This is a genomic window from Frankia sp. Mgl5 (assembly GCF_023242985.1).
Classification (GTDB): domain Bacteria; phylum Actinomycetota; class Actinomycetes; order Frankiales; family Frankiaceae; genus Parafrankia; species Parafrankia soli.
The window spans coordinates 1-14,078 of record NZ_JALKFY010000829.1 but is presented as its reverse complement, the minus strand read 5'-3'; the positions used below and the strand labels follow the sequence as shown (position 1 = coordinate 14,078).

Annotated in this window: 11 protein-coding genes; 5 read left to right on the top strand and 6 right to left on the bottom strand. The window is 74.2% G+C overall.

Features of this window, described 5'->3' with window-relative positions:
- Positions 1-91 precede the first annotated feature (91 nt).
- The 3 genes from MXD62_RS34695 to MXD62_RS34685 all read left to right on the top strand — a co-directional run bounded on the left by MXD62_RS34695 (position 92) and on the right by MXD62_RS34685 (position 3,677).
- Positions 92-940: a hypothetical protein gene (locus MXD62_RS34695; RefSeq protein ID WP_248833570.1), complete on the top strand. Its 849-nt coding sequence runs from the start codon at positions 92-94 to the stop codon at positions 938-940.
- On the top strand, positions 937-2,007 hold the full coding sequence (locus MXD62_RS34690; protein ID WP_248833569.1) for an iron-containing redox enzyme family protein: 1,071 nt from the start codon (positions 937-939) through the stop codon (positions 2,005-2,007). The genes MXD62_RS34695 and MXD62_RS34690 overlap by 4 nt, the downstream gene beginning before the upstream one ends.
- A gap of 95 nt (positions 2,008-2,102) precedes the next feature.
- Positions 2,103-3,677 carry a serine/threonine-protein kinase gene (locus tag MXD62_RS34685; protein ID WP_248833568.1) on the top strand — a complete coding sequence of 525 codons (1,575 nt, stop codon included), beginning with the start codon at positions 2,103-2,105 and terminating at the stop codon, positions 3,675-3,677.
- A gap of 90 nt (positions 3,678-3,767) precedes the next feature.
- Here the strand turns inward: MXD62_RS34685 and MXD62_RS34680 are convergent, their stop codons facing one another.
- Positions 3,768-5,021 carry a transposase gene (locus tag MXD62_RS34680; protein WP_248833567.1) on the bottom strand — a complete coding sequence of 418 codons (1,254 nt, stop codon included), beginning with the start codon at positions 5,019-5,021 and terminating at the stop codon, positions 3,768-3,770.
- 9 nt (positions 5,022-5,030) lie between these two features.
- On the opposite strand from MXD62_RS34680, the gene tnpA reads away from it, so the two are divergent.
- Together tnpA and MXD62_RS34670 are read left to right on the top strand one after the other, a co-directional pair.
- Complete coding sequence (gene tnpA, locus MXD62_RS34675) at positions 5,031-5,456, top strand: IS200/IS605 family transposase (RefSeq protein ID WP_248833566.1); 426 nt, start codon at positions 5,031-5,033, stop codon at positions 5,454-5,456.
- Between the two features lie 96 nt (positions 5,457-5,552).
- Entirely contained in the window at positions 5,553-6,230 is a 678-nt protein-coding gene (locus MXD62_RS34670) for an enoyl-CoA hydratase-related protein (RefSeq protein WP_071060024.1), read from the top strand.
- A 27-nt stretch (positions 6,231-6,257) separates the two neighbouring features.
- Here MXD62_RS34670 and MXD62_RS34665 read toward each other — a convergent pair whose 3' ends face one another.
- The 5 genes from MXD62_RS34665 to MXD62_RS34645 all read right to left on the bottom strand — a co-directional run bounded on the left by MXD62_RS34665 (position 6,258) and on the right by MXD62_RS34645 (position 13,874).
- Positions 6,258-7,466: an amidohydrolase family protein gene (locus tag MXD62_RS34665; RefSeq protein WP_248833565.1), complete on the bottom strand. Its 1,209-nt coding sequence runs from the start codon at positions 7,464-7,466 to the stop codon at positions 6,258-6,260.
- Between the two features lie 151 nt (positions 7,467-7,617).
- Positions 7,618-8,715, bottom strand: a complete 1,098-nt coding sequence (locus MXD62_RS34660; protein WP_248833564.1) for an acyl-CoA thioesterase domain-containing protein — start codon at positions 8,713-8,715, stop codon at positions 7,618-7,620.
- Complete coding sequence (locus MXD62_RS34655; RefSeq protein ID WP_248833563.1) at positions 8,699-11,191, bottom strand: transglutaminaseTgpA domain-containing protein; 2,493 nt, start codon at positions 11,189-11,191, stop codon at positions 8,699-8,701. Before MXD62_RS34655 ends, MXD62_RS34660 begins: the two co-directional genes overlap by 17 nt.
- Positions 11,188-12,903: a DUF58 domain-containing protein gene (locus MXD62_RS34650; protein WP_248833562.1), complete on the bottom strand. Its 1,716-nt coding sequence runs from the start codon at positions 12,901-12,903 to the stop codon at positions 11,188-11,190. The genes MXD62_RS34655 and MXD62_RS34650 overlap by 4 nt, the downstream gene beginning before the upstream one ends.
- The gene (locus tag MXD62_RS34645) at positions 12,900-13,874 is read right to left on the bottom strand and encodes a MoxR family ATPase (protein WP_071060019.1); all 975 of its coding nucleotides are present in this window, start codon (positions 13,872-13,874) and stop codon (positions 12,900-12,902) included. Before MXD62_RS34645 ends, MXD62_RS34650 begins: the two co-directional genes overlap by 4 nt.
- Positions 13,875-14,078: the final 204 nt, after the last annotated feature.

The following is a 14,078-nucleotide window of genomic DNA, read 5'->3' as shown; positions in this document are numbered from 1 at the left end:
GACGGACATGTAGCCCGCGCCGGCCTCGGGACGCGACGAGGTCGTATCCCGGGCGCGCTCTGGCGACGGGCCGCGCGACGAGAGGCGAGCCATGTCCTTCTACGACAAGGTCGAGTCGACGTTCTACGGCTGGTGTGTGGAACGTCTGCTGACCACCGCGGAGCACGGCGGATGCCTGGCCGGCGGGATCCTGGAGATCGGCTCGGGGACGGCCGTGCCGGTGGTGCGGGCCCTGCTGCGCTCCGGCTCCGACACGCGGGTGCACGGATTCGAGCGCGACCCGCGGGCGGCGGCGACGGCGCGGCGCGCGATCGGGCTGACCCCGCTGCGCAACTACGTCGTCGACGAGGGCGACTTCTTCACCGCGGTGCCGACGGCCGCCCAGCGCTGCGTGATCGGGAACCCGCCGTACCTCCCGGCCGAGCCGGGCACGTCCTGCGCGCCGGATCTCTGGGGCGGCCCCCGCGGCGCCGAGGTCACCCAGGACGTCCTGGACTGCGGGCTCGACCTGGCGATGCTGATCGTCTCCTCGATCGCCGACCCGCTGGGAGTGCTCCGGTTCGCCCGTGATCGGGGCTACTCCGTCACCGACTGGATGGTCACGCCGATCCGCTTCGGGAGGTTCTGCCGGGACGCCGGGGTCCGCGCCCGCATCGGCGATCTCGCCGGCCGCGAGCAGGCGTTCTTCGCCCCCCACTCGTACCTGATCGCCGGGGTCACCTTCGTGCGCGACGCCGGTGCCCGGGACCAGAGCGCCGTGCTGGGGGACGTCCTGCGCACCGCCGGCCGGGCGTCGGAAGTCGCCGACCCGCAACCCCGGGCCGGCGGGGCCGTGATGGGGGCTCCGGTCGGGACAGAACGGGTTGTGGCGGGAGCGCAGGCCGGAGCCGCGAAGCGGGCCGGGACGGCGGCGGGGGCCGGGACGGCGGGCCGGCGTTGAGGACGGGGCGGCCCCCGGACCACTCCGCGGGATACGGGACCGTGTTCACCCCGGCGGTGCTCGAGGCGCCGCCGCTCCCGGTTCCCCGTGGTCCCCTCTCCGAGTACCTCGTCGAGCTGCTCGGCGGCGACGTCCGGCCCGCCGCCGGTTGGCCGAAGCCGGCGGACGACGCGCTGTTCGGCGAGGACGGGGCCCTCGCGCTGCACTGCCTGTACGAGCTTCACTACCGGGGCTTCCGCGGGGTCGACGACCGGTTCGAGTGGGAGCCCTCGCTGCTCGCGTTGCGGGCGGAGCTCGAGGGCGACCTGGAGCGCCGCCTGATCGACCTGGCCGGCCCGGCCCCGTCCCCCGTGGGGGACATCGCCGCGGAGCTGCGCCGGGTGATCTCCCAGCCGGGAGGCCGTTCCCTGTCCGGCCGCCTCGCCGAGCGGGGCAGCATCGATCAGTTCCGCGAGTACGCGACGCACCGCTCGCTCCTCCAGCTGAAGGAGGCCGACCCGCACACTTGGGCCGTTCCCCGCCTCGCCGGCGCCGCCAAGGCCGCACTCGTGGAGATCCAGGCGGACGAGTACGGCGGCGGCACCGAGCGGGACATGCACCAGAACCTCTTCGGCCTGACCATGCTCGAGCTGGGCCTGGACCCCTCGTACGGCGCCTACGTCGACCGCCTGCCCGGAGGCACCCTGGCCACCGCGAACGTCCCGAGCTTCTTCGGCCTGCACCGGCGGTGGCGGGGCGCGCTCGTGGGGCATCTGGCGGTCTTCGAGATGACATCGGTCGAGCCGATGGGCGCCTACGCCGCGGCCCTGCGGCGGCTGGGCCTGCCCTGGAGCGCCCGGCACTTCTTCGAGGTCCACGTCGTCGCCGACGCCCACCACCAGAATCTCGCGGCGGAGTCACTCGCGGGTGGCCTTGTCCGCGCCGAGCCGGCGCTCGCCGGCGACGTCCTGTTCGGTGCCCGGGCGACCATGGCCGTCGAGGGCTACTGCACGGAGAACATCCTCGCCGCCTGGGACCGCGGGGAAACGGCCCTGCTCCCGTGTCGGGACGAACCGGGCGCCCGCTAGCGGGATATCCGGCCGCGGCACGGCACGATGTGCGCCGTATCGCCCGGTGTAGCGTGACCGATGTTGACTCACGTCCCGGGTGGAGGACATCCGCGATGATCAGTGGATATCGGTTCCTCCACGACATCGGCCACGGTGGGTTCAGCACCGTCCACCTCGCCGAACAGGAGATCTTCGACCGGCGGGTCGCGGTCAAGATCATGCATGCCGACCTGCGCGATCCGGACGCGGAGCGGCGTTTCGTGCGGGAATGCCGGGCGACCGGGCGCCTCACCGGGAATCGACACATCATCACGGTGTTCGACGCCGGCACGACGTCCGATCATCGGCCCTACATCGCCATGGAGTACTTTCCCGGCGGAACGCTCAGCCAGCGGCTGGGAGAGTCAGGACCGATGCCCGTCCGGGAGGCGGTCGCCCTGATGATCCCGATCACGCGGGCGCTCGGCGCCGCGCACCGCCACGGCATTCTGCACCGCGACCTGAAACCCGCGAACATCCTGCTGCGCGGGCCCGGCGATCCGGTGCTCAGCGACTTCGGCATCGCCAGCGTCGGCGAGGGTGCCGACGCGGCCACGGTCTCGGCCGCGTTCACCGCCGGATACGCGGCGCCGGAGGTGATGCTGGGCGAACAGCCGGGGATCGCCTCGGACGTCTTCGCGCTCGGCGCCACACTGTTCGCCCTGCTGAACGGCTCCACCCCGTTCCCGGGGCGGACGGTCGTGCAGATCGTGGCCCGCATCCAGGCCGACGACATGGAGTCGACCACCCGGGAGGACATCCCCGTGCGGCTGACGGACCTGCTGCGCCGGATGCTCGCCGCGGAGCCCACGCGGCGGCCGGGCACCGAACAGATCGCCGCCGAGCTCGACGCCGTCCTGGCCGCCGTGGACGCCGTGGGCGCGCCCACCGGGCCGTTCCCGGACGCCAGCGACCGGCTTCCCGGACAGCCTCCCGACGGCCAGGTTCCCGGGCCGCCGCGGCCGCCGCGGCGCACGACACCACGCCGCACGACCCCGCGCCAGACGACACCGCGGCGACGGTTCCCGGCACGGTGGGTGCTCCTCGCCGGGCCGGTGGCGCTGCTGGCCCTGGCGGCGGTGCTGCTCGTCGTGCTCACCGGCGGCGGCACGGACCAGGCCGACGGCACGTCACCGTCGGTCGGTCCCGGGGCCACGCGGCCGGGCACGTCACCGGGAGCCGGCCTGACGACCGGGCCGCCGCCGCCCTCCGGCCCGTCGTCGTCGCCCGGCGGGAGCCCGGCGGGGACCTCGCCGGGCCCGGCCGGCCCGGCGGGCTCCTGCGGATACCAGGCGGCCACGGCGGCCGACTACCGCGACCGACGGTTCGAGGAACGGTTCATGTGCGCGACCAGTGTCGACTCCCCCGTCTACGCGAACGTCGCCACCGATGACGGCCAGCCGCTCGACGACTCCGGGCTCATGCGCGCGTCCACCACGGTCTGGGTGATCTGCCAGATGGAGGGGCGACCGAACCCCGTCCTGGACGGGAGGACGAACACCTGGTGGCTCTACACCCAAGGGGACCTCGCCCGCCCGAACGCCTTCGGGTACACCGGGAGCTGGGGCTACCTGCCCGCGACGGCGGTGCGTGACAGCGTCCAGGGCGAGCCGGTCGGCGGCGTCCCGGCCTGCCCGGGACCACTCTGAGAGACGCCGGGTGCGTCGGACCCGACCGATCGACGATATTGACGTCCTCCCCGGCCTGAAGGCTGGGGGTTCCTGCCGTGCGGCGTGGGTTCACGCGGCACCTCGGTGGGTTCCTGTTTCACAGCCAGCCGCCCGGACGGGTCCGGGTCTCACGTCGGCTCCGCAGGCGTTTACGGTCTCCGCCTGGCGCGGCATCCCAGCCACGCCTTTCCGCCCAGCGGCGACCAGGCGCTGACCCTCGACGAGGATGTTCCGCGCGGCATTCAGGTCCCGGTCGTGGCTGACACCGCACCCCGGACAGGTCCACGTCCGGACCTGGAGAGGCTTCGGGCCGTCCCGGTGACCGCAGGCCGAACAGACCTGCGACGACGGGAAGAACCGGCCCACCCTCACCACAACCCGGCCACACCGGGCCGCTTTCTCCTCGAGCAGACCGACCATCATCGACCAGCCCGCGTCGTGCACCGACCGGGCCAGCCGCGTACGGGCCAGCCCGACTACCGCCAGATCCTCGACATAGACCGCTTGGTTGTCACGGACCAGCCGAGCAGCGAGCTTGTGATGATGATCCCGGCGGGTTTCCCGTACCTTCCGATGCTCGACCGCGACCCGGCGGACCGCCTTGCGCCGGTTCGCCGAACCCTTCCGCTTGCGGGCCAGTGCCCGCTGTGCGCGGGCGAGCCTGCGCTGACGCGACCGCAGAGGACGCGGGTTCGCGACGATCTGTCCCGTCGGCAGGGTCGCGAGCCGGTCCACCCCGAGATCGACACCGATCTCGGCGCCTGTCGCCGGGTAGGGGACGTCGTCGACGTCGGCGACGGACGACACGTAGTACCTGCCGTCCGCCTCCCGGACCACCGTCACCGACGTCGCAACCGAAGGCAGCGGACGCGACCAGACCAGCCGCAGATCACCGACCTTCGCCACCCGCACCCCTCGGGGCGTGACGGTGAAGCCGTTACGGGTGAGGCGGATCGACTGCCGGTTGTCCTTCCGTGACCGCAACCGCGGATGGCCGACCTGCCGGCCTTTCCGCTTCCCGGACAGCGAGTCGAACCAGTTCCGGAACGCCCGGCGTGCGTCCTGGCACGCCTGCACGAGCACCACCGACGACACCTCGGACAGCCATGTGCGCTCGCAGGTGCGCTTCGCGAGGGTGACCACCCGGCGCTGAACCTCGGTGTCCGACAGTTTCTCGCCGGCCTGGTACGCCTCGTCGCGGGCCCGGATCGCGTCGTTGAACACGACCCGGGCGCAGCCGAACGCCCGCGCCAACGCCCGTGCCTGCCCCGGCTCAGGGTAGGCACGGTAGCGGTAGCGAACCGTGGCCACACCTTCAAGCATATTTGGTCTATGGATGAAGCAGACGACTACAGGCGAGGTAGGCATGTGGTCTCCTCGCTTCACGTCCACTTGGTCTTCGTGACCAGGTATCGGCGTGGAGTACTCGACGACGCGATGCTGACCCGCTGCGAACAGATCATGCGCAGCGTGTGCTCCGGCTTCGGCGTAACCCTCACCGAGTTCAACGGAGAAGACGATCACGTCCACCTGCTGGTCGAGTACCCACCCAAGGTCGCGGTCTCCGCGCTGGTGAACAGCCTCAAAGGCGTGTCCGCCCGGCGGCTGCGCACCGAGTTCACCGACCGGGTCAACCAGCACCTCATCCACGGCCACTTCTGGTCACCGTCCTACCTCGCGGTCTCGGCCGAAGACGCCCCACCGGCACTCGTACGCGAGTACATCGAGGAGCAACGGCGACCAGCCCCGACCCGCTAACCCCACTCCGAAGGACGGGGCTTGCGCGCTACGTTTTCCTGGTCAGCACGAGCACACCCGGCACCCGGCCGGGGCGACTACCCGAGGAGCACGCACGTGGCAGGACTCGACCGCGATGGTGACGTGTTCGTCCTGGACCTGGGCGACGGGGAGAACCGGCTGAACCCGGCCGCGGTCGCCGCCATCAACGCCCGCCTCGACGAGGTGACCGCCGCGGCCGGGCCGAAAGCGCTGGTGACGACCGCCGAGGGCAAGTTCTGGAGCAACGGGTTCGACCTCGCGTGGATGACCGCGAACCCCGGTGAGATCGGGCCGTTCATCCAGTCGGTGCGGGTGCTGTTCGCGCGGATGGTGACGCTGGCGCTGCCGACCGTCGCCGCGGTCGGCGGGCACGCCTTCGGCGCCGGGGCCGTGCTCGCGCTGACCCACGACCAACAGGTCATGCGGGTCGACCGGGGCTACTTCTGTCTGCCCGAGGTCGACGTCGACATCCCCTTCAGCATCGGGATCACCGAGCTGATCCGGGCGCGCATGCCGGTGCGCACGGCGCACGAGGCGATGACGACCGGCCGCAGGTACGGCGGCGACGACGCACTCGCGGCCGGCATCATCGACGGCGTCGCCGACCAGGAGAAGGTCCTGGCGACGGCGATCGCGATGGCCCGCCCGCTCACCGGCAAGGCGTCACGGACGCTGGGGACCATCAAGTCGAGGCTGTACGCGACCGCGGTCGCGGGCCTCGTGTCGGGCGAGGCCGTCGAGGTCCCGGTCTGACGCCCGTCGACCGGGTGATCCGCTGGCCTACGGGGTGATCGCCGGCCAGTCGCCGCCCTGCGGGAGCGGGTGCCGGAACAGCCTCGCGGCGTTGCCACCGGCGATCATCACGGCCTCGTGCCTCGGGATGTCGGCGAAACGCTTGCGCAGCAGGTCCTGCGAGCCCGGCCAGGTCGAGTCTGCGTGCGGGAAGTCCGTCTCGAACAGGATGTGGTCGATCCCGATCATGTGACGCTGGTCGAGCGTGCCGGGGTCGTCCAGCATGCAGAAGTAGAAGTTCCGGCGCAGCGCCTCGCTCGGCGTCACGTCGTACGTCCACGGCGTGCCGCCGCTGCCGGAGTGCTCGAGCACGTAGTCGAGGCGGTTGATCGCCATCGGCACCCAGCCGATGCCACCCTCGCTCAGCGCGATCCTGAGGTTCGGGTAGAGCGCCGGGATGCCCGCCCACACCCAGTCCACGGCCGCGCAGAACGCGCCCGCCGGGAAGAGCGACGTCTGCACGTTCAGGCCACCGCCCGGCGAGCCCTGCAGGACGAAGCCGCTCGCGCCGCAGTGCAGCGAGATGACCGTGTCGGTCTCCTCGCACGCCTTGAAGAACGGCTCCCAGTGCTTGTGGTTGGTGATCGGCGGAAGCTTGAGCAGGTGCGGCGACTCGAGGAACGACACCGAGGTGAAGCCGAGCCCGGCGTTGCGGCGGATCTCCTCGGCGGCGACCTCGGGGTCCTTGAACCAGGGCAGCTGCATCGGGATGAAGCGCTCCGGGTACGCCCCGTGCCACTCCTCGATCATCCAGCTGTTCCAGGCACGGACCGCGGCGAGCCCGACCTCCTGGTCGTTGTTCATCGACAGCACGCGGCCGGTGAAGCCCCACGCCCCGGAGGGGAAGCACAGTGACGCCCAGATGCCGTCGAGGTCCATGTCCTTCACGCGGGCATGGACGTCCCAGGCGGACCGGCGCATCTCGCTGAAGTTCAGCGGGTCGAGGCTCCACTCGGACTGCGGGCGCCCGGCGACGACGCTCATTCCGTTGTCACGGTAGAGCCGGTCGCGGTAGACCCAGGCCTCCGAACCGTCCGGCGTCGTGATCACCTGAGGTGCCTTGTCACGAAGGTTCGCCGGGAACCGCTTGACGAAGATGTCGGCAGGCTCGGTCAGATGATCGTCCACCGAGACGATCGAGTAGCTGCGTTCCTGCGGCTCTGGGTCCGGAAGCAGCTGCCAGTTCGGCCTCGGCATGATGCGCTCCTAGTTCTCGCCGATCAGACGCGCCAGCGATTGTTCGCGAGCGTTTACTCTCTACGATCCTGGCCGCACCTGCAAGTTCGGGGCCCCCGATCCGAGGCGGGTGGTCCGGGGCGGGTGGTCCGGGGCCAGGGTCAGGGCGGGATCAGCCGAGGGCCAGCTCCTGGGCGGTCGAGGCGACCAGCAGGCCGTCCCGGTCGAAGAAGGTGGCCCGGGTGAACGTCCGCGGGCCCCCGCCGGACGGGCTGTCCTGGACGAGGAGCAGCCACTCGTCGGCCCGGAACGGGCGGTGGAACCAGGCGGCGTGGTCGAGCGCCGCCGCCCGGGACGCTTCCCCGCCGACCGGCGCGCGGGCAGCTGGCGGCGGCCGGTTGGCGAGGGCGGCCGCGGCGTGGCCGGCGATGTAGGTCAGCGCGCCGGCGTGCAGGCGCTGGTCGTCCGGTAGCCCCTCGACGAGGCGCACCCAGGCGATCGGGCGCCCCGGCCCGTTCCCACCAGACCGGGCGCCCCTACCCGCTGGACCACCGGCAGCGGTTCCTGGGCCGGCCGCGGAGCCCGGTCCAGCGGCGGAGCCCGGTCCAGCGGCGGGGCCCGGGCCGGCTGCCAGCCGCAGGTCGACGAGCAGGTCGCCCAGCTCCCGGGGGTCGGTACGCCAGCGCTCCAGGGCCTCGGGGGGCGGCACACGGGGAGCGCGCAACTGGTGTCCGCCGCGCCAGCCCCGCTGGTACGACAGGTGCATCGCGCAGACCACCTCACCGGCCTGCACCCCCGTCACCCGCCGGGTCACGGACGTGGCCCCGTCCCGGACCCGGTCGACGAGGTACACGACCGAGTGCTCCTCGCGCGGAGGGCGCGGGAACTGGGCCTGCACCGAATGCAGGGGATGCCCCGAGCCCACCGTCCGGCCGGCCGCGAGCTGCGCCTGGACGGCGATCTGCCCCAGGTGGACGGGCACGCCCCCGGTGCCGCCCCGGAAGACGTCGCGGTCGACGGCCTCGAGCTCGGCGACGCCGGGAAAGGTCGGTGCGATGCCCCGAGCCGGTGGCCGGGCGGCACCGCGACGCACGACCCTGTCCACGGTTATCCGCAGCGGCGTCAGGCGAACCTCGCGGACCAGCCCGGGTGTCCTCGGCCCGGGAGTCCGGTGATCGCGGGTGGATGGGCCGTCCGGTGGGCGTTCCCGGCGGGCGGCGGCTTGGGTGGGGTCGAGATCGGGGATGCCGGGGTCACGCCGCCGGGGCAAAGCGCTTCCCGTCCGAGACATGCCCGGCCGGCGGGTTGCCCGGATCAGGCCGCCCGTGGTCGGTGCCGGGGTCACGCGGGCCGTCCGGGTCCCCCGCGGCCCCGGTCGGCGGATCTCCCGGATCCCGCGGGTCCCGTGCGTCCCGCAGCCGGCGGAGCTCGGTGGCCACGGTGCTCGGGGCCAGCGTCCGGCGGATCCGCGCTCGGAGTGTCGTGCGCTCGCGCAGGGCCCGCTCGAACCGGTCGAGGAGGCGGCAGGCCTCGTCCGCGGCGCGGCGGCCGGGGGTGCCCTCCCATTCCACCGCGGTCACGGGGGCGAACAGGGCGAGGGTCACGATGTCGGCCAGCTCGCGGATCGCCGTCTCGCCGGACGGGCCCACCTCGGCCGCGGCGATCCGGGCGACTTCTCCTGGGCTCGCGGCGGCCGGGACGGGCAGGCCCGCGTCGGTGAGCGCGTCGACGGCCTGCCGCCAGGCGTCCACCACCCTGCGTCGTGGGTGGCCCGCGCGGCGCAGGCGGCCCCGCCGGAGCGAGGGCAGCGCGACGGCGAGCGCGAGATACAGCGCCGCGGCGCCGGTGATCGCCAGGCCGCTCCGGATGGCCCAACGTGACCAGGCACCCGGGCCGGGCGGCGCGACCGCCGGGGTGGAGTCCTCCGTGGCCCGGGTGGCCGGTGCCGTGGTCTCGACCGCGGAGCGCAGGGCGACGTCGATCAGTTCCGCCTGCTCGGGGGTCTCGCCCGGATTCGATCCCGCCACGCTCGCGCCGCGGGCGTCCGCGGCCGGCGGGGTGGGGAAGAACGGCAGCCAGCCGGCGCCGTCGAAGCGCACCTCGGCCCAGGCGAGCGCGTCGGCGCCGTGCACGGTGCGGGGCTGGCCGTCCACCACGGGGGGCGCGGTGAATCCCACGGCAAGCCGGGCGGGCAGCCCCAGGATGCGGGCCGCGAGGACGAAGGCGGTCGCGAACTGCTCGGACGTCCCGCGGTGGGTGTGGGCGAGGAAGTGGTCGATGTGCCCGTACGAGTGTCCGGGTGGGACGGCCGGGTCGAAGGTGAAGGTCGCGCTCAGGTACTGGCGCAGCAGCGCGGCCCGTTGGAACGGGGTGCTCCCCCGGGCCGTCGCGATATCCGCCAGACGGCCGAGGATGGCCGGCGGGTCGGCGGGGACCTCGAGGTCGGGATCGGGCCCGCCCGTTCGGGCGGTGCCGGCGTCGAACCTGGGGAGATCCGCCGGCGCGGGCCGGGGATCCGGCACCGAGATGATCTCGTAACGGTCGCCGGGAAGCAGCGGACGGTCGTTCAGCAGGGTCCCGGTGCCGGGATCGACCCGGACGCCGGTGGGGGCGCCCACCAGCCGCCCGTCCGACGGGAGGATCCGCCCGCCCAGTCCGGCGATCTCGATGACCTGCCGCATCTCGCCCACCGGTGCCGGGCCGGGCCCGTCATCTGCTGGATCAGCGGCCCGGCCGCCGGCAGCGGGATCGCCGGCCGGGTCGTCGGCGATCCCGGCTTGCGACGAGGGTGGCCCCGAGCCGGCCCGAACGAAACGGGCGGTCGACCGCCACTGGGCGCCGTCGTAGGAGTCGAGGACGGCGAGCCGGAGGGTCACCGGCTCGGCCGGGGCCGGCCCGCTGACGTCGGTGTGGAAGAGCACCTCGTCCGGATGGGCGGTCCAGCCGCCGAGTGCGCTGAGCGGGCTCGGCTCGGTCTGGCTCACCGGTGGTGTCGAGCGGTGGGTGCGGGGGTCGACGGGATCCCCGCCACCGGCCCTCGTCGCGGCCGTGCCGGCGAACACGCCGACCATGACCACGAGCAGTGTCGCGCCGCCCCGGCGCGCGAGCTCACGGCGCGGGCCGCGGCTCGCGGCCCGGGGCGCTCTGATCATGAGGAACAGCGCGGTCAGGGCGGCGAGGGCACCGGCCCGGGCCAGGTTGTCCCCGGGGGCGGGGACGGCCAGCGCGGACGCGGCGAGAAGGGCTACGGCGGCGGGCAGTGCCGGGGCGAGCGCCGCGCGGGTCCGCACAGCGAGCTCGGCGCCGAGCGCCGCGGCGAGCCAGGTGGGGGCGAGCGCGACGATCAGCAGGTCGGGGTCGGCCGGGGCGGGGACGCCCATGTCGAGGACCCGGGCCCACCCGTCGACGACGCCCGTGCGGACCACATCGAGGCGGGCCATGAGATCGCCCGATCCGGCGGCGACGGTGTAGGCGGTCCAGGCTACGAAGCCGGCCAGCCATACGGGCACGGTCAGCGCCGGCGAGACCGGGCGGCCGTGCCGGGAGAGCGCGCCTACCAGGACGACGGGCAGGACCGCCGCCACCGGCAGCAGCACCCACAGGTCCCGGGTCGGGAAGAGGCGGGTGAATCCCGTCCCGGCCACCAGGGCGAGGGCGGCGACGACGGCCAGCGCGGCGATGCGGCGTAGACCGGCCTCGCTCGGGGCGAAGGTGGCTCGGCGGGCCGGGCCCGCGGCGCCGGTCACGATCCGCCGCCCGCGCCGCGCCCAGTCCTGGGGCTGGGGCGGGGGCTGGGGCGGGCCGACGCCAGGGAGGCCACCGGTAGCAGCGGTCCCGCCAGGTCCGGCTCGGTTTCGGCCTGGCCCCATCCCGCTGAACCCGATCCCGCCGAGCCCACTGCCGCTGGACTCGCGGCCGCCCGGTCCGCGGCCGGCGCCCGGGGCGGGAGGGGCGCGGCAGGCCAGACGTCGGTCAGGTCGGCGGGTGAGCCCAGGTGGATCATCCGCACCCGGCCCGAACCGGCGGTGCCGACCATGCCACCCGACCCCGCCACGCCAGCGGCACCGGCCATGCCGGCCGCGCCGGCCGCGCCGGCCGCGCCGGCCATGCGGGTCGCGCCTGCCGTACGGGCCGCGCCCGCCGATCCCGTCGAGCGGGTGGGCCCGGCGGGGGCGACCGGGCCGCCTCGTTCCGCGCGGGCCCGTGCCACCGCCTCCGCGCTCGGGCGCAGGCGTGGGCGGTCGCCGAGGGCGCGCCGGCCCCGGGCCAGCGCGGCGGCCTCGCTGCGCGGGCCCATCCGAAGCACGATCACCTGGCCGAACACGTGGGCCACCGGGGCGAGCGCCGCCGCCGCGTCCCGGTCGAGCGCGCCGGTCACCAGAACGAGGGTGCCGACGGGCCCGCGGCGCAGGGTACGCAGGACATCCAGGGTCACATCCTCGTCCGGCCGGACGTCGGCCAGCTCGTCGAGGAGGGACTCGGCGTCGGTGGAGCGTCGGCGACCGGTCATCCGCACCCCGCCCGAGGTGACCAGGCGGACGCCGTAGGAGTTGCGGGCGCAGGCGAGCACCGCGGAAGCGGCGACGTCGACGGCGTCCTCGAAGACGGCCGCCCCGACCGGGCCGGGCGGGTAGGCCCGCCGGCGGGTGTCCAGCACGACGGTGGAGGCGGGCTCACTGGGGTCCAGGTGCGTTCGGACCATCAGCGTGCCCGTGCGCGCGCTGGCGGCCCAGTGCACCAGGCGCAGGTCCTCCCCGGGGGTGTACTCGCGCAGCGTGTGGAACATCAGCCCCCCGGACGCGCCACGTCCGCTCTGCCCGTCGGGGTCACGGGCCGGGGCGGCCGGCGGTGGGACCAGCGGGTATGCGCGGGGGCGGACCCGCAGGGTGAGGCTCGTGCCGAGATCCTGGTGGCGGTGGGCCAGCCCGAACGGATCAGACCGGTGCACCTGCGGGGGCCCGATCCGGCGGACTCCCCGAGCCGCGGTGTCGAGCGGCAGGACGATCTCCCGGCTGGCGCCGCCGCGCAACGGGCGGATGTCCACGGCGATCTCGGGCCCGCCGGACCCGACAGGCCCACCGGGCTCGGCTGGCTCGGTTGGTTCGCCGGGCACGGCGGGCTCGGCGGGTACCTCGCCCGGCTGGGCCGGCTCGGCTGGCAGGCGTAGGGCGAACGAGGGAGACGTCCAGCGGGAGTGGTTCACGATCGAGATGACCAGGACGGCGTCGTCCCCGCGGGTGACAGCGGCAGGGGTGACCCGTGTCGTGACGGTGACCCGCGGCGGACGGGCCACCGCTGCCACCGCGGTGAACAGCGCCGCCGCGCCGGCACCGGCGAAGGCGGCGAGCTCCGCGTAGCGCAGGAGCACCGCCCCGAGGGCGCAGGCGGCCGTCGCGGCGAGCAGTCCCCATGCGGCGGGCGTGAACCCCGGCAGCGTCCGGGGGGTCGGCTCGCTCACGCGCCCACGAGGCGACGGGGCGAGGGGACCGCGTCCAGGACCTCGGCGACGACGTCCTCGGCGGTGACCCGGCGCAGCTCGGCCTCCGGGCTGAGCACGAGCCGGTGGGCGAGCACCGGACCGGCGAGCGCCTTGACGTCGTCGGGGGTGGCGAAGGCACGCCCAGCCGAGGCGGCGCGGACCTGGACCGCGCGCAGCAGCGCCACGCTGCCGCGCGGGCTCGCGCCCAGCCGCAGTACGTCGTGCCTGGTCCGGGTGGCGGCGACAACCTGCACGACGTAGCGGCGCACCGCCGGGGCCACGTGCACGGCCAGGGTGCGCTCGGCGTGGGCGACGACGTCCTCGGCGCGCATCACCGGGCGGAGGTCCTCGACACGGCGGCCGACCTGACGTCCCTCGAGGATCTCCAGCTCGGCGTCCAGGGTGGGGTAGCCGATGCGCAGCCGCATCAGGAAGCGGTCGAGCTGGGCCTCGGGGAGGGCGTAGGTGCCGTCCATGTCGACCGGGTTCTGGGTGGCGATGACCATGAAGGGCAGCGGGACGGGGTAGCGGGTCCCGTCGACGGTGACGCGCTGCTCCTCCATGACCTCGAGCAGGGCGGACTGGGTCTTCGGCGACGCGCGGTTGATCTCGTCGGCGATGACGAGGTTCGCGAAGACGGGGCCCGGGCGGAACGCGAACTCGGCGGCCCGCTGGTTGAAGACGTTGGTCCCGGTGATGTCCGCGGGCAGCAGGTCGGGGGTGAACTGGATGCGGTGGCAGCCGGCGTTCACCGAGGCGGCGAGGCTGCGGGCGAGCGTCGTCTTGCCCAGGCCGGGGACGTCCTCGACCAGCAGGTGGCCCTCGGCGAACAGGCAGATCACCGCGAGCTCGACGGCGGTGCGCTTGCCACGGATCACCCGCTCGACGTTCGCCACCACGTCGTCGAACGCGACCGCGAACGGGATGCCCCGATCCGCCTCGACCGTCATGCCGAACCTCCTGCTGGTGAGGCCTCGCGTGATGTGGCGGGGCCCCCCCCGGGGGGGGGGGGGCCCCCCCCCGCCCCCCCCCCGGGGGGGGGGGGGGGGGTTTTCCCCTCGGGGGGGGGGGGGGGGGGGGGAGAGTCCGGGGAGCAGGTGTGGGCGAGGCGGTTCCAGCTTCCGTCGGCGATCGCCTGGGCGAGGACGCCGTTG